This is a genomic window from Iocasia fonsfrigidae, assembly GCF_017751145.1.
Classification (GTDB): domain Bacteria; phylum Bacillota; class Halanaerobiia; order Halanaerobiales; family DTU029; genus Iocasia; species Iocasia fonsfrigidae.
In genome coordinates this window covers 3,196,912-3,218,511 of sequence record NZ_CP046640.1, presented here as the reverse complement: position 1 = coordinate 3,218,511, position 21,600 = coordinate 3,196,912, and the positions used below count along the sequence as shown (strand labels likewise).

General features: G+C 36.2%; 21 protein-coding genes and 1 other annotated feature (1 of these 22 only partly in view). All 21 genes read left to right on the top strand.

Features of this window, described 5'->3' with window-relative positions; all coding sequences use genetic code 11:
- Nucleotides 1–21 (top strand) — a binding site (T-box leader); it begins 223 nt to the left of the window's first position.
- Between the two features lie 44 nt (nucleotides 22–65).
- On the top strand, nucleotides 66–1,247 hold the full coding sequence (proB, locus tag GM661_RS15360) for a glutamate 5-kinase (protein ID WP_230867631.1): 1,182 nt from the start codon (nucleotides 66–68) through the stop codon (nucleotides 1,245–1,247).
- On the top strand, nucleotides 1,204–2,460 hold the full coding sequence (locus GM661_RS15355; protein WP_230867630.1) for a glutamate-5-semialdehyde dehydrogenase: 1,257 nt from the start codon (nucleotides 1,204–1,206) through the stop codon (nucleotides 2,458–2,460). Before proB ends, GM661_RS15355 begins: the two co-directional genes overlap by 44 nt.
- Nucleotides 2,461–2,469: 9 nt before the next feature.
- On the top strand, nucleotides 2,470–3,270 hold the full coding sequence (proC, locus tag GM661_RS15350; protein WP_230867629.1) for a pyrroline-5-carboxylate reductase: 801 nt from the start codon (nucleotides 2,470–2,472) through the stop codon (nucleotides 3,268–3,270).
- Nucleotides 3,271–3,551: 281 nt separating this feature from the next.
- Nucleotides 3,552–4,553, top strand: coding sequence for a substrate-binding domain-containing protein (locus GM661_RS15345; protein WP_230867628.1), 1,002 nt, complete (start codon nucleotides 3,552–3,554; stop codon nucleotides 4,551–4,553).
- Nucleotides 4,554–4,596: 43 nt separating this feature from the next.
- Complete coding sequence (locus GM661_RS15340) at nucleotides 4,597–6,375, top strand: sensor histidine kinase (protein ID WP_230867627.1); 1,779 nt, start codon at nucleotides 4,597–4,599, stop codon at nucleotides 6,373–6,375.
- Nucleotides 6,368–7,516, top strand: coding sequence for a response regulator transcription factor (locus tag GM661_RS15335; RefSeq protein ID WP_230867626.1), 1,149 nt, complete (start codon nucleotides 6,368–6,370; stop codon nucleotides 7,514–7,516). The genes GM661_RS15340 and GM661_RS15335 overlap by 8 nt, the downstream gene beginning before the upstream one ends.
- Nucleotides 7,517–7,738: 222 nt before the next feature.
- Nucleotides 7,739–7,861 (top strand): hypothetical protein, encoded by a 123-nt coding sequence (locus GM661_RS18995; protein WP_269059895.1) that lies wholly within the window; start codon nucleotides 7,739–7,741, stop codon nucleotides 7,859–7,861.
- Between the two features lie 490 nt (nucleotides 7,862–8,351).
- Nucleotides 8,352–9,392 carry a multiple monosaccharide ABC transporter substrate-binding protein gene (chvE, locus tag GM661_RS15330; protein ID WP_407929680.1) on the top strand — a complete coding sequence of 347 codons (1,041 nt, stop codon included), beginning with the start codon at nucleotides 8,352–8,354 and terminating at the stop codon, nucleotides 9,390–9,392.
- Between the two features lie 71 nt (nucleotides 9,393–9,463).
- Complete coding sequence (locus tag GM661_RS15325) at nucleotides 9,464–11,035, top strand: sugar ABC transporter ATP-binding protein (RefSeq protein ID WP_230867624.1); 1,572 nt, start codon at nucleotides 9,464–9,466, stop codon at nucleotides 11,033–11,035.
- Nucleotides 11,010–12,257 (top strand): multiple monosaccharide ABC transporter permease, encoded by a 1,248-nt coding sequence (mmsB, locus tag GM661_RS15320; protein ID WP_230867623.1) that lies wholly within the window; start codon nucleotides 11,010–11,012, stop codon nucleotides 12,255–12,257. The genes GM661_RS15325 and mmsB overlap by 26 nt, the downstream gene beginning before the upstream one ends.
- A 416-nt stretch (nucleotides 12,258–12,673) precedes the next feature.
- Complete coding sequence (locus tag GM661_RS15315; protein ID WP_230867622.1) at nucleotides 12,674–13,276, top strand: TetR/AcrR family transcriptional regulator; 603 nt, start codon at nucleotides 12,674–12,676, stop codon at nucleotides 13,274–13,276.
- Between the two features lie 31 nt (nucleotides 13,277–13,307).
- The gene (locus tag GM661_RS15310) at nucleotides 13,308–14,690 is read left to right on the top strand and encodes an MATE family efflux transporter (protein ID WP_230867621.1); all 1,383 of its coding nucleotides are present in this window, start codon (nucleotides 13,308–13,310) and stop codon (nucleotides 14,688–14,690) included.
- Between the two features lie 147 nt (nucleotides 14,691–14,837).
- Nucleotides 14,838–15,986 carry an SIR2 family protein gene (locus GM661_RS15305; protein WP_230867620.1) on the top strand — a complete coding sequence of 383 codons (1,149 nt, stop codon included), beginning with the start codon at nucleotides 14,838–14,840 and terminating at the stop codon, nucleotides 15,984–15,986.
- 244 nt (nucleotides 15,987–16,230) lie between these two features.
- Entirely contained in the window at nucleotides 16,231–16,611 is a 381-nt protein-coding gene (locus GM661_RS15300; RefSeq protein ID WP_230867619.1) for an ACT domain-containing protein, read from the top strand.
- A gap of 76 nt (nucleotides 16,612–16,687) precedes the next feature.
- Complete coding sequence (locus tag GM661_RS15295) at nucleotides 16,688–17,092, top strand: C-GCAxxG-C-C family (seleno)protein (RefSeq protein WP_230867618.1); 405 nt, start codon at nucleotides 16,688–16,690, stop codon at nucleotides 17,090–17,092.
- Between the two features lie 23 nt (nucleotides 17,093–17,115).
- Nucleotides 17,116–17,601, top strand: coding sequence for a tRNA (adenosine(37)-N6)-threonylcarbamoyltransferase complex ATPase subunit type 1 TsaE (tsaE, locus tag GM661_RS15290; protein WP_230867617.1), 486 nt, complete (start codon nucleotides 17,116–17,118; stop codon nucleotides 17,599–17,601).
- On the top strand, nucleotides 17,564–18,295 hold the full coding sequence (gene tsaB, locus GM661_RS15285; RefSeq protein ID WP_230867616.1) for a tRNA (adenosine(37)-N6)-threonylcarbamoyltransferase complex dimerization subunit type 1 TsaB: 732 nt from the start codon (nucleotides 17,564–17,566) through the stop codon (nucleotides 18,293–18,295). The genes tsaE and tsaB overlap by 38 nt, the downstream gene beginning before the upstream one ends.
- 5 nt (nucleotides 18,296–18,300) lie before the next feature.
- The gene (gene rimI, locus GM661_RS15280) at nucleotides 18,301–18,759 is read left to right on the top strand and encodes a ribosomal protein S18-alanine N-acetyltransferase (protein WP_230867615.1); all 459 of its coding nucleotides are present in this window, start codon (nucleotides 18,301–18,303) and stop codon (nucleotides 18,757–18,759) included.
- Entirely contained in the window at nucleotides 18,746–19,765 is a 1,020-nt protein-coding gene (tsaD, locus tag GM661_RS15275; RefSeq protein ID WP_230867614.1) for a tRNA (adenosine(37)-N6)-threonylcarbamoyltransferase complex transferase subunit TsaD, read from the top strand. The genes rimI and tsaD overlap by 14 nt, the downstream gene beginning before the upstream one ends.
- An 8-nt stretch (nucleotides 19,766–19,773) precedes the next feature.
- The gene (locus GM661_RS15270; protein ID WP_230867613.1) at nucleotides 19,774–21,126 is read left to right on the top strand and encodes a DUF512 domain-containing protein; all 1,353 of its coding nucleotides are present in this window, start codon (nucleotides 19,774–19,776) and stop codon (nucleotides 21,124–21,126) included.
- 194 nt (nucleotides 21,127–21,320) lie between these two features.
- The gene (locus GM661_RS15265; RefSeq protein ID WP_125991590.1) at nucleotides 21,321–21,590 is read left to right on the top strand and encodes a co-chaperone GroES; all 270 of its coding nucleotides are present in this window, start codon (nucleotides 21,321–21,323) and stop codon (nucleotides 21,588–21,590) included.
- Nucleotides 21,591–21,600 lie beyond the last annotated feature (10 nt).

Genomic DNA, 21,600 nt, shown 5'->3' with positions numbered 1-21,600 from the left:
CGAGTTACCCTCGTTCCTAAATGGAATGGGGGTTTTTTTATAAAATAATTGGGTGGATGATTAAAATGGGTAAATATAATCGGATTGTAATAAAGATCGGGAGTAGTTCCCTGACACATAATGGAGGCAAGCTAAATTTGGGGAGAATAGACCGCTTTCTCCGGCAGATGGTTGATTTAAAAAATCAGGGTAAGGAAGTAATCTTTGTTAGTTCTGGTGCTATAGGAGCTGGTATGGCCGAACTTGGTTTAAAGAAAAGGCCTAGTTCTATCCCAGAACAGCAGGGTATTGCTGCTGTTGGTCAGGCTCTTATTATGGGGGTTTATAATAAGTTTCTCAGAGAGTATGGTCAGATAGCCGCCCAGATATTACTTACGGCCAGTGATTTAGAAAATAGAGGGAGGTATTTAAATGCCTACAATACCCTGGAAAGCCTGCTTAGAAAAGGGATTATTCCTATCATTAACGAAAATGATACAGTGGCTACTCAGGAGATTAAATTTGGCGATAATGATACACTTTCTGCCCGGGTAGCGGGTCTAGTTGAAGCAGATTTATTGATAATATTATCTGATATAGAGGGCATGTATAATGGTGATCCGCGTCAGGGTGGAGAAAACCTAAAGTTAATTAATAAGGTCACAGAGATAACCCCTGAATTGAAAAAAATAGCTGGTGGTAATGGTAGCCTTATTGGGACAGGTGGTATGCAGACCAAATTACAGGCAGCAGAAATTAGTATAGAGTCTGGGATAACGATGGTAATTGGACCGGGTTTTCGAAATAATATTATCAATGATATAGTAACTATGTTGGAGGAAGAATCAAACCATAATATTGGGACTACCTTTATACCTACCAGTAATTGTTTGAGTAAAAGGAAACAGTGGCTTTTATATAACCAGGCAGTTAGCGGTTGGATTACTGTTGATTTTGGTGCGGCAGAGGCCCTGCTCTATCAGGGAAAGAGTTTGCTCCCTGGTGGAATAACTAAGGTAAAGGGTAGTTTTAAAAAAGGTGATTCAGTTTTGATTATAGATGAAAGTGGTGAAGAACTGGCTAAGGGATTGGTAAACTATTCATCAGGGGAGGTTGAACTGATTAAGGGATATCACTCCGGGGAAATAGTTTCATTGTTGGGATATGAAAATGGTTCTGATGTGATACACAGGGATAATATGGTTATTAAAGGGGGAATTAAAAATGGGTATCAAAGAAGAAGTACTGGGTCAAGCCAAAAAAGCTAAAAGGGCTGCTGCCAGACTGGCGAGTATATCAACTCAGGTAAAGGATGCTGCCCTGTTAAATATTGCTGATAGGCTTGAAACATCTACTGAAAGGATAATGCTGGAGAACAATAAGGATATGGAAGCAGGAGTACAGTCTGGCTTAACAAGAGCTATGCTGGATAGATTAAAATTAAATGAAGAACGGATTAAAGGTATGGCTGATGGTTTGAGGGAATTAGTTAATCTCAAAGACCCTGTTGGTGATGTAATTAAGATGTGGAAGAGACCTAATGGGCTGCAGATAGGGCAGATGAAGGTTCCCCTTGGTGTTATAGGTATTATCTATGAATCAAGACCTAATGTTACTATTGATGCAGCAGGGCTTTGTCTTAAGGCAGGTAATGCGGTAATATTGCGCGGTGGTTCAGAGGCTATCCATTCCAACAAAGTCCTGGCCCAAATAGCATCTGAAGCGGCAGTAGAAGCTGGTTTACCAGAGGGGGGTGTTCAGCTAATTCAGGTGACTGATCGGGAAGCAGTCAGGGTTTTATTTGAACTAAATGACTACCTTGATGTTCTTATCCCTAGAGGTGGGGCCGGACTTATTAAGAGGGTTGTTAATGAGTCAAAGGTACCGGTTATTGAAACCGGTGTTGGCAACTGTCATATCTATGTAGATTCAGCTGCTGATATTAATATGGCCTTAGATATTACCTTTAATGCCAAAACAAGCCGTCCTGCAGTCTGTAATGCAGCAGAGAGTCTGCTAGTTCACCAGGATATTGCTGAAGAATTTCTACCACAGCTGGCTGAGCTCTTTAATGATAAGGGAGTAGAGATCAGGGGTTGTCAAAGGACCTGCACTTTGCTTTCAGGTGCTAAACAGGCTGAAGAAAGCGATTGGAGTGAAGAATACCTTGATTTCACTATGGCGGTTAAAGTGGTAGGAAGTTTTGATGAAGCCCTAGAACATATAAATAGGTATAGTACCAAACACTCTGAGGCCATTATTACTAATGATTATCAAAAGAGCCAGCGTTTCTTAGAGGAAATAGATGCTGCAGCAGTCTATGTTAATGCTTCAACTCGCTTTACAGATGGTAATCAATTTGGTCTGGGGGCTGAGATTGGTATTAGTACCCAGAAACTCCATGCTAGAGGTCCGATGGGTCTTAATGAACTTACTACTATAAAATATATTGTACGTGGCCAGGGTCAGATCAGGGAGTAGTGATAGAGAGTGAGCAAATTAGCCATTATTGGTTTAGGGAAGATGGGAACATCCTTACTGGAAGGAATAATTGAAAGTGGTAGTTATTCGGCAGATAAAATTATTGTTTCAGACATTAAGCTTGATAATGATAAACTAGAGGGAAAATATCAGGGTATTAAGATGACTACTGATAATAAGGAGGCTGTTAAAGGTGTAGATGTAGTCTTGCTGGCTGTCAAACCCCAGGTGATGGCTGCTGTACTGGATAATATAAAAAATAGTTTGGCAAACAAATTATTAATTACAATAGCAGCCGGTCTTTCCCTGGCCAGCTATCAAAAGACAGTACCTGATTCATGTCGAATTATCAGGGTAATGCCCAATACACCCTCACTGGTTAAAGAGGGGATTTCTGCTTTTACAGCAAGTGAAAATGCTAGCAAAGAAGATTTGAAACAGGTAAAAAGCCTGCTGAAAGGTGTAGGTGAAATAGTTGAGGTAAAAGAAGAACTGATGGATGCTGTCACAGGATTAAGTGGCAGTGGGCCTGCTTATATATATATGGTTATAGAGGCCCTGGCAGACGGTGGGGTATTGATGGGATTACCCAGGGAATTATCTCAGAAACTGGCTGCTCAGACTGTATTAGGGGCTGCCAGGATGGTAATAGAGACCGGTCAACACCCAGGTGAATTAAAGGATATGGTGACTTCCCCTGGAGGTACTACTATAAGGGCTGTAGAGGTTCTGGAGGAAAAGGGCCTGAGGGGTAGTATGATTCAGGCAGTAAAAGCAGCTGCTGAGAGGTCAAAAGAACTTAATAATTAATAAAAGTGTGTGTTCTAAAAGATATATAATCCCCTGCGGGTATATACTGATACTTTTCGAACAGACTCTAAAAGTTTGATGATTATATTGTTTAATTTAAATAGATACTTGTAAATATCTTAGCATTGTTAAAACGGCTGTTTTTATAAAACAGCCGTTTTAAATATTTCCAAGAATTTTATGGTATTATAGAGGAATTTATATATAAATTATAGAATTAATTTAAATAGTATTATTTTTATTACAATTTTAAAAAGATTATATAGGAGGGATGGATAGCTTTGCTGTACATATTAAAAAGGGCAAATTTTATCTTTTTACTGCTGTGTTTACTGGTATTATTATTTTTAGTGTCTGATTCTTTAAGGGCGGCAGCTGATAATAAACCATTAACTATAGCTTTTGTACCGCGCTCCCTTGATAATCCAATTTTTCTGGATACTTTTGAAGAAGCCCAGGAAAAGGCCCATGAACTGGGTGTTAGATTAGAATGGGTTGCTCCTTTTACTTTTTCTAACAGTGAACAGGTTGAAGTAATTGAAAATTTGATCAGGAGAAAAGTTGATGGAATGGTTTTAAGTGTTGATGATATTAAACCAATCCGTCAGGTTATTAGTAAGGCTATCAGGGCTGGAATACCGGTTGCTACCTTTGATGCAGATAGTCCGGGGAGTGAGAGGCTTTTTTATATAGGTATTGATAATACCAAAGCCGGCTTCGCTATTGGACAGGCCTTAGTTGATGTTGTAAAAAAGAGGGGACTGGCTGATCAAGAGCTAAATACGATGATCATGACTGGTGCCCGTGATGCTCTGAATTTACAGGAAAGAATCCGTGGCTTTAAAGAGGCTATTGCAGGGGAAATCAACTTAAATATCAGAGCTGTACTTGAAAATCAGGATAATATCAAGATTTCTATTGAGCTTACTGAAGACTATGTTAAAAACCATCCAGAACTTGATGTTATCTTTTTTGTTGGTGGCTGGCCGTTTTATGTTCCAGCTGAGGCCATGATTAATTTCCAGCACTGGGCTCAAAAAGGTGGTATTGCTGTTGGGATAGATATATTTTATGATGCTTTATTATTACAAAAAGAGGGTTTGATTCAATATCTGGTAGGTCAGGACCTGGGAGCTATGGGTTCACAAGGGCTAGAGTATATGGTTGATTATATTAAACATAATAAGCGGCCGCCTATTTTTATAGAAACAGGTCTTAACCATGCTGGGAATGATAATTTAGAACACCTGCTTGAGGTCTATAAACCCTGGCGGGTTAAATAGTGTTTTACTATAAATTACATGTAAACTAAAAGGTGTGTTAGTATTGGGGAAAGCAAAAAATTATTTTAAACAGATGTTTAAAAAAATAGAGATTCATACAATTAGAACTAAACTGATTATATCCTTCCTATTGATTGGTCTTGTTCCCTTGATTATCTTTGCCCTTTTTTCCTATAAAATCTATTTTGGTGTTATAACTGAAAGAACCAGTGCCTATTCCCAGGAAGTAGTGAGCAGGATGAAAAGGGATATAGACACTTACTTTAATGATATAGAGAAATTTTTGACCAGGGAACAGGATTTCTATATAAATCAGTTTATCAAACTGACCCAGATTCATGACTTTGCTAATAACCGCAAATATACCTTTAGAATCTGGGAGGACTTTAATAATTTACGGTATATGAAACCCGGATTGGAGGATATTGCGCTGACCTTTAGTAATGGAAAACGAATTAGTTGTTATGGTCTATACTATATAGATATTGAAGCAATTAATTATGCCCTGGCAGATGGGCTAAAGGAGAGTGGTATTGCGATAACCAGTCCTCATACCAATTTTTCCCGGAAAGATGTAGTATCAATATTAAGGCCTTACTACCCTGATGATGCAGAGGCCAGGGTATTAATTAGTGCTGATATAAATATTGATATGCTTGCCGACATTACAAATGTAAAACTAGGAGAAAAGGGGTATGTTTTTATTGCTGATGGAGATGGCAATATTATTTATCACCCTGACAGGGATCTGATTGGGCAAAAGAGTAGTTTTTATAAATTGAATAAGTCCGGTAAGTACAGTTATATAGCAGATGATAATAAATATATCTTAAATACTGCAAAATCCCTTGTTACTGGTTGGAATATTGTCAGTGTTGCTTATGCCAGTGAGGTTGAGGCTGAATTAAACCAGTTAAAAAAGATTACAATTCTAATCAGTGGGTTAATATTATTTGTAATAATACTGTTAACAATGTATTTATCTTATGCCCTTTCACATCCTATTAGGGAGTTGGAAGAAGTAACCCAGCAGGCAGCCAATAATGACCTTTCTGTTAAGATAGAAACTCAGAGTAAGGATGAGATTGCTCAGTTGGGCAAGAGTTTTAATAAAATGATCAGCAAAATTAAGAAATTGATGGAAGAAAATATTGCTGAACAGAAACTACTGAGGGAACTTGAGATGGAGAGCCTGGATAATCAAATCAAACCCCATTTTATATATAATACCCTGGATTTAATAATCGGTCAGCTTGAAAATAATAATAGTAATAAGGCTACCAGACTTATTGAGGCTTTGGGTAATTTCTTCAGGCTTAGTTTAAGCCACGGCAAAGAAATGGTCAAGATTGTCAGTGAAGTTGAACACGTTAAAAACTACCTTTATATTCAGAAACTTCGCCAAGGAGAAAAATATGAGTATATTATTGATATAAAAGACCTGGAGATTAGGAATAAGTATATTCCAAGATTATTACTTCAGCCTCTGGTAGAAAATGCTATTTATCACGGCATCTTGAAGTCGGAGAAAAAGGGATTAATAATTGTAAAGGGTTATTTGGAAGGTGATACAATATATTTTGAAGTAATAGATAATGGAATGGGTATGGAGGAGTCAAAAATTAAAGAGATAAATCAAATATTACAGGGGCTTAAAGAACCCATAAATGAAAAACAATATTTTGGTTTGAGGAATGTTAATCAAAGAATAAAACTAAAATTTGGGGAGGGGTATGGCTTGTTTGTAAGTGGTGAAATAGGTGTTAAAACCCGGATGATTATTAAGTTGCCATACAGACAGCAGGGTGGTTATGATGTTTAAAATTCTTATAATTGAAGATGAAAAACCATTATTAGATAAGATGGTTAATAATATTAACTGGCAGAAACATGGATATCAAATTTTTCAGGCAGTAAATGGTTTAGAGGCATTATCAATCCTACAGGATGAAGATATTGATATTCTGGTAACTGATATCCAGATGCCTGGTTTAAATGGTATCGAATTAGTAAATAAACTCAGGGAAGACTATAGAGATATTAAGGTGTTAATAATTTCTGGTCATGCAGAATTTGAATATGCACAGCAGTTGATCCGTCTGGGAGTAAATGAGTACCTTTTAAAACCCTTCCGTTCACAACGTTTATTAGAGGCAGTAAATGAAATCAGGGATGGTATTTCCAGGGAAAATAAAGACAAAGAAGAGTTAGCCAGTTTAAGGAATGAGCTATCAGTCTACTTAAATAAAAATGTCAGGAATGATACATTAAACTGGTTAACTGATGATAAGTTTTTTGAAAATCAATCTATTATCATTAATAATAATCAGCTATATCAACTTATAAAAAGCGGTAGTGAAGAAGAGCTACTGAAGGAAGTAGATCATATTTTAAAGCATATAGGAGGGCTTAAGGGTGACAGGCAGGGGTTATTTATTTTGCTAAATAATCTTGTCTTGTTTACATTTCAGGCTCTGAAGGAGTTAGGATATGATTATCAGGATATGATTAAAAAGATTGATAATGTCTATTTAGAGAAGGTTATTAACGGAGATAATCTTTTAGACCTAGAAAAATGGCTTAAGGATTTTTTTCTAGATGTAAATAGTATGGTTACCTGTCCTAAGAACAATCAGAATGAAATATTGATTGAAGAGGTAAAAGAACATATTAAAAAAAATTATCAAGAAGGTATAACCCTGACCGAGCTGTCCCAACACTTTAATGTAAGTAGTGGGTATTTAAGTAAGCTATTTTTAGATTATGTTGGTGAGAATTTTACAGATTATTTAAATATGATCAGGGTTAATAAAGCAAAGGAGTTATTAAAGACAACTGATAAGAAAATCTATCAAATAGCAGATGAAATTGGTTTTAATGATTCATTTTACTTCAGTTCCTGGTTTAAAAGACTTGTAGGTGTTACCCCTACAACATATAGGGATAATCTTGAATTTTTGTAATTTATCACCTTTTACTTTGTTACAGCTTATGTGTAAATCAAGAAGGGGTGTGTGGAATGGCAAAGTTGATAAAAAAAATAAAAAAGCCGCTTTTATTTAAGTGTTTTTATTATGGCTATGGATGAATCGGGAGTGGGTAAGGGGAACTGTCTCTTAATATGAAACAAAATTGTTGAGAAAATACGTAGAGTAGAGTTGTTTTTTGCAGGAGTATTTATAAAGATGAAGAATTATATTGTAAATAATTTATTTGGAGGGGTAAATATGCATAATTTAGTAATCCTTGCTATCTTCTTTGCGGGTTTAGGTGTTTTTTTTGTTGGTATTCTCTATATAAAAAAATAAATATGTTAAAGAAAAAACGAGTAGATAGTATAATAAAATCTGAAGCTAGAGGGAAATTTTCATAAAATTTATGTATATAGGAGTACCTAAAAAAATATCAAAGGGTTTAAAAAAATATTAAATTGTAATTATTCAGATAACAGTATATAATTTATCTAGATAATTTTACTTTTTAGGAAGTATAAGTTTATAAAAGAGTGCTCTTATATTCAATCTGTCTTGCTGATCAATATTTTTAAAAATATTTTTAATATTAACTATAAATAGATATAATTGTGGATTATTTCAAGCAATACCCTCAGTTGAAATTAAAATTTAAGTGTTAAAACAAGTGTTAAAATAATATGATATAGATATGGTAGTAAGATTATCAATCTTAAAAGAAAGGAGGCTAGTTTATTAAGAATCAAGCAAAACAGCAAAAAAAATTAATTAAAATAAGAATACTAAGGAGTGTATGATAAAAATGAAAAAAAGTATAACAATTTTAATGATTCTGGCTCTGGTATTAACGATGACAACCGCAGTTTTTGCTGCTAAAGGGAAAATTGGGGTTGCAATGCCCACTCAAAGTCTGCAGCGTTGGAATCAAGATGGTGCTAACATGAAAGCCCAATTGGAAGAGGCTGGTTATACTGTTGATCTTCAGTATGCTAACAATAATGTCGCTACTCAGATCTCTCAGCTTGAAAATATGATCTTGGGTGGTGCTGATGTACTCGTTATAGCCTCCATCGATGGTAGTGCTCTGGGTACCGTTCTTGAAACTGCCAAATTAGAAGGAATCCCTGTGATTGCTTATGACCGTCTAATCATGGAAACAGATGCTGTTTCCTATTACGCTACCTTTGACAACTATATGGTTGGAACCATTCAGGGTGAATATCTTGAAGATGCTTTAAATCTGGAAAATCGTTCGGCCGATGATCCTGCTTATATCGAAATCTTCGGTGGTGCTCCTGACGACAACAATGCTCGTTACTTCTTTAACGGTGCTTGGGATGTGATCAAACCTTATGTTAAGAGCGGTGTAGTTGTAGTTCCTTCAGGACAGACTGAGTTTGAACAGATTGCTACCATGAATTGGTCTTCCGCAAATGCCCAGACCCGTATGGACAACCTGATTGCTGCTCATTACTCAGCAGGTCAGGAACTTGATGCAGTTCTCTGCTCTAATGACTCAACAGCTCTGGGTGTTACCAACTCATTGCTAGGTGCAGGATTTGAAAAGGACAATTTCCCTGTTATTACAGGTCAAGATTGTGATATAGCCAACACCAAAAACATCATTGCCGGTTATCAGTCTATGTCCATCTTCAAAGATACCCGTACACTGGCTGCACAGGTTGTTGAAATGGTAAAGGCTATCAGAAATAACGAAGAACCGGAAATCAACAACACCAGTGACTATGATAACGGCACAGGTATTATCCCAACCTATCTATGTGAACCAGTATTTGCTGACATTAACAATTACAAAGAATTGTTAATTGACAGTGGTTATTATACCTCTGAGCAGTTGGGCCTCTAATTATAGAATAACATGCTGTGGCAGATGGGTAATCTCTATCCATCTGCTATTTTTGTAAGGAGGGTATAAAAATGACAAAGACATTACTGGAAATGCGCTCCATTACCAAAGAGTTTCCTGGTGTGAAGGCACTGGATAATGTTAATATTGCTGTTCAGGAAGGTGAGATTCACGGTATTGTTGGAGAAAACGGTGCAGGAAAGTCTACCTTGATGAATGTATTGAGTGGAGTTTATCCATATGGTTCATATTCAGGTGACATCTACTATGATGGTAAGGAATGCGGTTTTCAGGGCATCAAGGATTCAGAAAGTCTGGGAATTGTTATTATCCATCAGGAATTAGCTCTTGTTCCCTATTTATCGATTGGAGAAAACATGTTTCTAGGTAACGAACAGCAACAAAATGGTGTCATTGACTGGGATCAGACCTATAAAAAAGCTAAAAAATACATGCGCATGGTAGGTCTAAAGGAAAATCCCCATATGCAGATTAAAGATATAGGTGTCGGTAAACAGCAGTTGGTCGAAATCGCAAAGGCACTAGCCAAGAATGTACGTTTATTAATATTAGATGAACCGACCTCTTCCCTCAATGAACAGGAGGCACAACACATTCTTGACCTAATACTAAAACTACGTCGTGAAGAAGGTATTAGCTCTATTGTTATATCACATAAATTACATGAAATCGCCTATTGTGCCGACAGGATAACGGTTATTCGTGATGGCTGTACTGTTGAGACCCTTGATAATAAGACCGATGATGTGTCAGAAGAAAGAATTATCCGAGGTATGGTAGGCAGAGAGATGACAGAACGTTATCCATCTAGACCTGACAAAATACGTGATGAAGTGGCTTTTGAAGTGAAAAACTGGTCAGTTAGCCATGAACTATATCCAGAACGCAAAGTCGTAGATGATGTATCCTTTAAAGTGCATAAGGGTGAAGTAGTAGGTATTTATGGTTTGATCGGCTCGGGCCGCACAGAATTGGCCATGTCTATTTTCGGTCAGGCCTATGGAACCAATACTTCCGGTACGGTTATAAAAGAAGGAAAAATTCTGGATATGACTTCTGTACCTGAAGCTATTTCACATAATCTGGCCTATGTTACTGAAGATCGTAAAGAGAGTGGTATACTGTTGGGTAGCAGCATCAAACACAATATTACACTGCCGAGAATGGATTATGTAACTGAACACGGCCGAATCGATAAGGATCTTGAAAGGCAAGTCGCTAATAAATATCGAAAGGATCTAAATATAAAGGCACCTAATGTTGAGCAATATGTAAGTAATTTATCGGGAGGTAATCAACAAAAGGTGCTTTTAGGAAAATGGATCTATTCCAGGCCTGATGTTCTGCTTCTGGATGAACCAACTCGTGGTGTAGATGTAGGAGCAAAATATGAAATCTATGAAATAATAAATGAACTGGCCGAAGAAGGAAAAGCAATTTTGCTCATATCATCCGAACTAACAGAGATCCTGGGGATGTGTGATCGCATCTATGTAATGAACGAAGGTAAAATAATTGATGAACTCCTCCAATCGGAGGCGACTCAGGAAGGTATCATGAATTCTATCATACAAGCAAGTAAAGGGGAGGTCGAGTATGAACTGGACTACAATTCGCAATAACCTGAAACAATATATGTTGCTTTTCGTATTATTGGGTATTATTGTACTTTTTCAAGTCTTGACTAATGGCATATTGCTTAAGCCAATGAATGTATCTAATCTTATTTTCCAGAATGCCTATGTGGTCATTTTAGCCACTGGTATGCTGCTTTGCATACTGACAGGAGGTAACATTGACCTGTCGGTAGGCTCTGTGTGTGCCCTGATAGGTGCTTGTGCAGGCACATTTATCATCTCCTGGGGATGGAATCCTCATCTTTCCATTCTTTTATCCTTACTAATTGGTATCGGTATTGGTGTATGGCAGGGTTTCTGGATTGCTTATGTAAGGATTCCCGCTTTTATAGTAACATTGGCTGGAATGCTTATATTCAGGGGATTAACTCTAATTGTGTTGAATGGCCTGACACTGGCTCCTTTCCCTTCCGAATATCGTGCTTATTCTGCAGGATTTATTCCTGATTTATTTGAAAATATGCATCTGTTTGGTGTGAGGAATAGCACATCATTAGTAATAGGTATAATACTCGCTATAGCATTTAGTATCTATCAAATATACAGTTATAACTCTCGTAAGAACAAGGGATATTCTGTAGAGAGTCTCTTGAATATGGGATTCAGACTGACAATCATTGCAGTTGCTATCATATGGGTATTTTATATACTGGCAAATTACCGCGGTGTTCCGATGGTATTTATAATTCTTGGAATCATACTGATAGTTTACAGTTATTTCACTTCTTCTACGGTACCAGGCCGTCATATTTATGCTCTGGGGGGTAATGAAAAGGCTGCACGTTTGTCCGGTGTTAAAACCAGGAAATTACTTTTCCTTGTCTATGTTAATATGGCTTTTCTAGCTTCTATTGCCGGAATTGTGTTTTCTACACGTTTAAATTCTGCATCACCGCAAGCAGGTCAATTATTTGAGTTAGATGCAATTGGCGCCTGTTTTATAGGTGGTGCAAGTGCTACTGGTGGTATAGGTACCATAAGCGGTGCACTGATCGGAGCTATGACTATGGGTATATTAAACAACGGAATGTCCATCATGGGGGTCAGTTCAAATGTACAGCAAGTAGTCAAGGGTCTTGTCTTACTGGCTGCCGTTGCCTTTGACGTCATAAGCAAACAGAATATTAGATTTAATTTTCTGTCAAAACTTCGCCGGAAAGGAAATAAGCATCATAACATTGATGAACAAAAGAGTAGTACTAGCTAAGTATATGGATATTTTGCCGGCATTCCAAAAACTAATAAAACTTTGTTGTAATGTAAAATACTACTGCAGTACTACTACAGTAGTATTTTTTATGTAGAAGTATCATTTTATTTAAAATAAATTTGAGTCATAAGGTTTTAAATATTATTTTGTTCTAAGTAGGTAGCTTGTCCATCTATTGTTTATAGGTGCACATTCACCTGGGTTCTAGCATATAGATTATATACTAAAACCAGGCAGGGTACTAAAACCATGCCATCCTATAGAAAATATAGGATGATTAATTATATTTATTTATAAATTTATTTTGCTATTAGAAATTAAAATAATTATTGACATTATGAATCCCATTCATTATAATATTATATGAATGGGATTCATATAATGTTATTGCATAATTTATGGGGAGTGGGATTATGCCTAAAAAAATTAAGAATCTAAGGGGAAAGATTATTGACAGTTCTCTAAAGCTTTTTAAGGAAAATTCATATCAAGATGTATGTATGAAGAGTATTGCTGATGAACTTGGGATTGCTGTAGGGACTATTTATAATTATTTTCCTACTAAATGGGATTTATTTTTAAAAATTTTTGAAGAAAACTGGGATATGATATATCATAAACTATCTCATGAAACAAATAACATAAAAAAAGAATATCTTAAAACATTTTTTACAATTTTATATAAAGAAATGTGTAGAAATAAAGTAATTGTAAAAAAAATATTTAGGTATATCCATGAAAATAATGATTTACATAAAGATAAGAAAAATGCAATAGATAAAATAAGGTTTAATGAAATTATTTTTACTAAAGTATATAATTTATTTTTAATTAATTTTAAACGTGATTATAGTGAGGTTTGTATAGATCTTTATCAAGAGGAATTAAAAAAGTTATTTATTATTATTCAGACCTCTATACCAACTCTCCTTAAATTTTATGCTAAAAATCAAGAAGCAAACATTCAATTTATCCTTGATCTGCTACAGTCATATACTGAAAATAACATATTGTAAATAAATCAAATTAATTTATGGAGGTTTTTAAATGTATAAAGATAAAAAGACCAGAATGATGGCAGAAGAAACAATACCTAAAGTACTAAGCAATATGTCCATACCTGCAATTATTGGTATGTTAGTTACAGCTGTTTATAATTTAGTGGATACGGTATTTGTCGGTAGATTAGGAATATTATCGATTGGTGCTGTTACTGTAGTTTTTCCTATTTTTATGTTATTATCAGCCTTTGGTATGACCTTTGGTATGGGTTCAGCATCCTATATCTCCAGATTGCTTGGTGAAGATAAGAAAAACATGGCTAATAAAGTGGTTTCTACCTCATTTATTATGACCAGTGTTTTTGGAATATTTCTGGCAGCCCTGGGATACATTTTTTTAGAAGCTATTGTTAAGGTTTTTGGTGCAACTGATACTATATTACCATATGCTATGGAATATGGTAGTATTATTATTCTTGGAACAATATTTACAATAAACAATATGAATTTGAATAGTATGGTCAGGGCCGAGGGGAATGCTAAAATGAGTATGTTTGCTATGGCTATTGGAGCTGGCTTGAATATTATTCTTGATCCTATTTTTATTTTTGTTTTAAACATGGGGGTTGCCGGGGCTGCTCTGGCAACAGTATTAGCCCAGGCTGTATCTACCATAATATTATTATATTATTATTTCAGCGGCAGGAGTATTTTAGAAATAAATTTAAGGGATTTTTCTCCTTCAGTTAAAATTTTTACTGAAATTATTAAAATGGGTCTCCCAACTCTAATGCGCCAGGTTTTAATAAGTATAGCCATGGCCCTTTTGAATAATACTGCCGGGTATTATAATGATATATATGTAGCGGCTATTGGTATTATAAACAGGGTGTTTTCGTTACCCTTAATGGTTGTATTAGGATTTGGACAGGCCTTTCAACCGGTGGCGGGTTTTAATTATGGGGCTATATTGTTTGACCGTTTACTGGAATCTATCCGGATTACGATTAAAAGAACAACAATATTTTGTGTGATAATGACAATTATCTTTATTGTTTTTAGCAGACAGTTAATTAGTATATTTTCTAAGGATACAGCAGTAATTGAAATTGCTGCTGTTGGCTTAAAATACTTTTCAACTATGCTCCCAGTACTTGGTTTAAATGTAACTGCCAGTATGCTTTATCAGGCAATGGGTAAAGCTGTTCCAGCGGGTTTTTTATCATTGTCCAGACAGGGTATCTTTTTTATACCGACTTTAATTATTCTTTCTTATTTAGTAGGAGTAAAATCTATATTTTTAGCCCAACCCCTGGCTGATTTTTTAACTTTCCTTGTCTCAATGTTTTTATTAATAAGGACGTATAAAAATCTAGAAGAAAAAAGAAAAAATGTCACTAGAGAAGATGTGTCTGCTGAATTAGTGTAAACTTTAAAGATGTGGAGAAAACATATTTAAAAACTAATAAATTATAGACCGCTTATTTCTTTAATAATTGAATAGGTGGTTTTTTACATAATTACCTTCCTATAATTATAAAATAAATATAAGTATTTTAGAAGGCGGGTAAAAATTATGGTTAAACAAAATATTTCTCTTTTTCTGGGGGCGGGTGCTTCTGCTGCAGCTGGGATGCCTTCAACTGATGATATAACAAAAAGGATAATGTCAGGAAAGGGAGTAATATATGATCAGGGCTTTAATCAAGACCGGGGTCGTTTTTATATTAGAAAACATAAAAACCCTGATAGCTGTGTTAATAATATAATTAGGTTTTTAAGTATAATAAAAAGAGAAATTACAGTTTTTTTTAATAAGTCAAATATAAGCTATGAGGATCTCTATTATGTAGTAAGACAGATTAAGGATTTTACCAGTGAATATGAAAACCCGATTGTGGTTTTTTTTGTGGAAAAAATAAAACCACTTGTTAAAAAAGAACTTAATTTTGCTAAAAAAGGTTTTTCCTGGACAATAGCCAAACTGGCCAGTTATAGCGTTGCTTACATTGCTGATGTAGTTACAGACCTACTCTCTCATAAACCTGCTAATTTAGATTATCTTTCCTTTATTAAGGAGCTTATTGAGGATGCTAATGTAGGTTCAATTAATATTTTCACCCTAAATCATGATACTGTACTGGAACATTATTTTAGTAAAAACAAGCTGCCATATGTTGATGGTTTTGCTGATGAAAGTGGGATAAGGCACTGGCAGCCGGGGTCTTTAATAGATGATTCTGGGAGACTTAGACTCCTTAAACTACACGGCTCTGTTAACTGGTACAGGTATAAACAGGGTAATAAAGAATTCTATGGTTCCAGGGACTTGGATAATCAGGAAAAAATGACTAATATAGAACAGATTGGGGTTAGACCTCTTATTCTAACCGGTAGGATAAATAAGATATTGGAATACCACCGCAGTATCTATGTTGACGTTCATTATAGTTTTTACCGCCTGCTCCCCAGTGTGGATAGTTTAATTATAGCTGGTTATAGTTTTGGTGATCAAGGGATAAATTCCTGGATTATCAACTGGATGAATGAGACAGCAAAACATAAGATCCTTCTGCTTGGACCAGATACTGTAAATTGTATTAAATATGCCCGCAAAGGAATCAGGGATAACTGGTATCTTTGGGAAAAGCAAAAAAAAGCATATAATATCTCAATACCAGTTGAATCATTTAGCTGGCAGGATTATTCTCAATTGTTGTTTTAAACTCCCTTCGGTCAAACAGAAAAACGGCCTTTTTCCTAATCGGTTATACTCAAGCCTGCAACCTTAATTTTCTTGTATGGTTTGTTTAAATAGGGAGTTCCCTAGGTGCTCCGTTTTAAGTGGCTCTTTCATGTAATTATGCAAGACAAAGGTAATTATGAAAGAACTTTAAATAATAAAAAAGAAGGATTTTTTTCTTGTTTTAGAGAAAATAATGATATGTAATCAACAGGGGGGAATATATGTGGAAAAATTATCATTAAAAGTTTTACCGAAAAGGTTGGCAGTTTGTAGTGTGGATAAAGATCGGCCAATACCAAAGTGGGTATTAGAAAGCCGTGATTTTTATTCAATAACTAGAACCAGGAATGAATTATCAATAGTATCTGCTGAAGAATCTGTTCCAGTTGGGGTAAAGTCAGAAAAGGGTTGGGCGGCAATTGAAGTTGAGGGCCCCCTGGGGTTTGATCTTATCGGGATCGTTTCTTCACTGACTACAGTACTGGCAGAAAATGAGATTAGTGTATTTGTCCTCTCTACCTATAATACAGACTATATCTTAATTAAAGAGGAAAACCTTAAGACAGCAAAGACTGTTTTAAGTAAGTTTTATTTGGTAAGTTAAATAAAACAGCTGTGTTTAACAGGGTATTTGAGGATTTTTAAGGATATAATATAAAAAATGAGGAGAGTGAAGGGGATTGTTAACAGATTTAATTAAAGATGGTTTTGGTCAGGAAGAAGACCTTAATTGTGCTGAGACAATTTTATATGGGGCTAATAAGGCCTATGACCTTGGTTTGTCCAGGAATGCCCTGAAACTAGCTGCTGCCTTTGGTGGGGGCATGGCCATAGAAGATAAATGTGGTGCTTTAACAGCTGCTCTGATGGTAATGGGGAATCTCTTTGTTGAAGAAAGGGCTCATGAGAGCTCCAGAATAAAGGAACTTAGTAAGGAGTTTTTTAGTATTTATGAAAGAGAGATGGGCTCTATTGATTGTGCCCCTTTAAAAGAGAGCTACCGTAATGATGAGATTAAGTGCTATAAGGTAATATTGAAATCAGCTGAAATTTTGGATATGATAGTAAAAAGGGAGACAGCTTAAGTGGAAAATATGAGGTGAAGTATATGGAGCAGACAATATTTCAATTTAGGAGTAAGACAGCAAAAGAGACTTTTTTCCTTGGGGAAATAATTGGTCACTTAATAGAAAGAGAGCAGGTGATTCTTTTATCAGGAGACCTGGGTGTAGGTAAGACAGTTTTTGTACAGGGGATTGCCAGTGGAATGGGGATCATTGATGATGTCAGTAGTCCCACTTATACCCTGGTTAATGAATATAGTGGTGAACTTCCTTTGTATCATATGGATTTTTACCGCCTTGAAGATGAGACAGACCTACTGGACCTGGGGTTTGAGGATTACCTGGATAGGAAGGGGATAATTATTATTGAATGGCCGGAGCTGGCCTATGGTTTTTTGTCTCCTGATTATATTTATGTTAAAATAGATAGACTAGCAGATGATGCAAGAGAAATTACCCTTGAAGCAGAGGGTGTTAGGAGCAAAAAATTAATTGAAGGGATTAAAAAAAATGTTAGTATTAGGGATTGATACTAGCAGTCCGGTAGCTGCTATTGCTTTAGTAGGAGAACATGGTCTGCTTGCTGAGATAAATATAGAGTTGATACACCGCCATAGTGAACGCCTTATTCCCAATATTGATTATTTATTTAAAGAGACAAATTATTCTATTGATGAACTGACCGGTCTGGCGGTTGGCCTTGGCCCGGGTTCTTTTACCGGGCTGAGAATTGGTTTAAGTACGATTAAGACATTTGCCCAGGTGAGAAAATTACCTGTGAAAGGTTTATCTACCCTTGATATAATGGCCTATGGGGCCCAGGCTTGTGAGGGTATGATTCTTCCCCTACTTGATGCTAGACGTGAACGGGTGTACTGTGCAATGTATGATAGCTGGAATAAGGATATTAAAAAGGTAAAGATATGGGGGGATAGTGCTTTATCTGTTACTGAGCTGATTGAACGTTTAAAGGGAGTTGCTGATTCTAAAAAAATATATGTAATGGGTAATGGTTTCGTACAGTATCAGGAGGTATTTAATAATGCTTCACTGGAACTAATCCCACTATCTTTTGTTTTGAATTATCCTCAGGGGGGATTGGTAGCTGAACTCGGTGCATATTATCTTAAGAAAGGTCTGGATGATGGCTATTTGGCTATCAAACCCAACTACCTTAAAAGGCCTCAGGCGGAAATAAACTGGTATAAAAAAGAATCCAGGTGAATGAAATGTATATAGAGATAGTTTCGATGAAGGAGACACACCTTGATGATGTCTTAAGAATAGAGGAGGATTCTTTTCCAGACCCATGGTCACTCAGGTCTTTCTGCAGGGAGATTAAGGAAAACCCTTATGCCCATTATTTTGTAGCTTTAAATAGCAGTAAAGTTATTGGCTATATAGGTGGCTGGGTTATTATTGATGAATTACATATAACCAATTTAGCAGTTGACCCCTTATATAGGAGGAAGGGTATAGCCCGAAAATTGTTAAATAGACTTGTTGTCAGGGCAAAACAGGAAGGAAGCCTCAGGGTAACACTGGAGGTTAGGGTAAGTAATAGTTCTGCTATAGCCCTCTACAAAAAATATGGCTTTATCCCTGTTGGATGTAGGCCTAAATATTATACTAATGACCATGAAGATGCCCTTATTATGTGGAAGGAGATTATTGATGAAGGAGAATGATGTGTTAATACTGGCAGTAGAATCGTCGTGTGATGAAACTGCTGCAGCAGTTGTGAAAAATGGCCTTGATGTTTTGTCAAATATTGTGGCTTCACAGATTGATTTACACAGGAAATATGGTGGAGTAGTACCTGAGATTGCTTCCCGTAAGCATCTGGAACTTATTAATCCAGTTATTGAAGAGGCTTTGCAGACTGCCAGGGTTACTTATGATCAGATAGATGGAGTAGCGGCTACCTACGGTCCTGGTCTAGTAGGTGGTTTGTTGGTAGGTCTATCAGCTGCTAAAGCTCTGGCCTATGTCCTTCATAAGCCATTTATTGGGGTTAATCATATTGCCGGACATATCTATGCCAATTTTATTTCCAACCCGCAGATAGAGCCCCCAGTAGTCTGTTTGACTATTTCTGGTGGTCATACTGACCTTCTTTATTTTAAGGAATTAGGGGATTATCAAATACTTGGACGCAGCAGAGATGATGCCGCTGGTGAGGCCTTTGATAAAATTGCCAGGGTACTGGAGATAGGATACCCGGGAGGCCCGGCTGTTGAAAAGATTAGTAAAGAAGGAGACCCGGTGGCAGTTGATTTTCCGCGTCCTTTTATTAATGAAGACAACTATGATTTTAGTTTCAGTGGTTTAAAAACCGCTGTTATAAATTATATTCACAATCAAAAACAAAAAGGGAAAAAACTGCATATTCCAGATATAGCTGCCAGTTTTCAGCAGGCCGTAATAGATGTCCTGCTTAATAAAGTTATGAAGGCTGTTCAGGAACGGGAGGTAAAAAGTGTTATCCTCTCTGGTGGGGTTGCAGCAAATAAAACCCTGCGTCAGCAGTTGTCTATGGCTCTTGCTGAGAAAGATTTACCTTTATATACCCCCTTACTGAAGCTCTGTACAGATAATGCGGCCATGATTGGTGCTGCTGCATATTATCAGTACCAGAAAGGTGATTTTGCACCATTTAGCCTGGGTGCAGCAGCTAATCTTAGTCTGAAGTAGGTGTTTAAATGAAAGAGTTAACTGCTAGAGAGAGGTATATTTTATTAAAAACAGTCCAAAATGATAACATACTCCCCATAACCTCTGTTTGTAATATGAATTGCAGGTTTTGCAGTCACTGCAATAACCCGATAGGTCTTGAGGTCTACCGTTTTGGTCATCTGGACATTTCTCTGATTAAAGAATTATTAGAGTTCCTTTCCCCTGATGGAACATTAGTAATCGGGGAGTCTGCCAGTAAGATCATAGAGGGAGATCCATTTACACATCCAGCTATACTGGAAATTATTTATTTAATCAGGGACAAATTCCCTGACAAACAGATTAATATAACGACTAATGGGAGTTATTTAACAGATAGAGTTATTAAATGTTTGAAAGAAAATGAACCTGTCGAGCTTAATATATCATTGAATTGTTCTGACCCTGATGAAAGGGTTTTTTTAATGGGTGATAAAAACCCTGCTATTGTATTTGAGGGCTTAGAATTGTTTAAAGAATATAATATCATCTTTCACGGGAGTATTGTGGCCATGCCCCATCTCATGGGCTGGGAGTATCTTGTGGAAACAATAGATTTTTTAGCCAGCTATCAACCAGCCTCCGTCCGTATTTATCTGCCTGGATATACCAGGTATGCAGCTGATAGTCTAAAGTTTGATATTGATAGTATTTACAATTCTTTAATTAGTTTAGTTGATAGACTGGCTGAATACTACGCTTTTCCCCTTTTATTAGAGCCACCCCAAATTGATGATTTTACCTGTCGTATTAAAGGGATTATCCCTGCTTCCCCTGCTGCTGCAGTACCATTAAAGAAAAATGATATTGTCAAGAGAGTGGGAGCTGATGAGGTCAAAAGTAGAGTTGAGGCTTTTGATTTGATCACCAGGCGTAAAGACCCGCTGATAGTAATAAACAGAGATAATAGCCTGGTGCAAATCCCCTTAAAAAAAGAGGCCGGGGAAAAGTCCGGTCTTGTCTTTGATTATGATCTGGATCTAAAAACAATTAATAGTATAGAACGAGTTATCAGAGATTACAGAGGAAAGGACATTCTCTTACTTACTTCTATACTTGCGGAGGGTTTATTACAAAAAGTAGCTGAGCATATGCAGGGTATTTATTCAAAAACCATCGTAGATGTTATGGCTGTCAGCAATAATTTCTTTGGGGGGTCAATTGCCTGTGCAGGTCTCCTGCTTTGTGGTGATATAATTAAGGCTGTTAAGAAGAATAACAAAAAATATGATTTAATAGTAGTTCCAGGTATAATATTTGATATTTTTGGAAATGATTTAATTGGAAAGAATTATAAAATTATAGCCCAGGAATGTGAAACAGAAATAGAGATAATTTAGTAAATAATTAATATTTGTTGAATACAGCAGTTAATTAAAGATAATGCACTTTAATGGAATATTAAAGTCATAATTGAGGATTATTAAGGCTTGATTTTAGCTGGATACTTAGTTATTATATTAACTGTGGCTATTAGCACTCGCTTTTGATGAGTGCTAACAATACATATTAAAATCTAAAAGGGGGTATATTGATGGCAATTAAACCTTTAAATGACAGAGTTGTTGTTCAGTATGTCGAAGAGGAGGAAAAGACTAAGAGTGGTATAGTCCTTCCTGATACTGCCAAAGGAGAAAAACCTCAGCAAGGGGAAGTTATTGCTGTTGGTAAAGGCTGTGAAGATTGTGATATTAAGACTGGTGACCAGGTTGTCTTTGATAAATATGCTGGTACCAAAGTAAATATTGATGATGTTGAGTATATAATTATAAAGGTTGACGATGTGTTAGCTGTAATTGAATAATTGTTTAAAT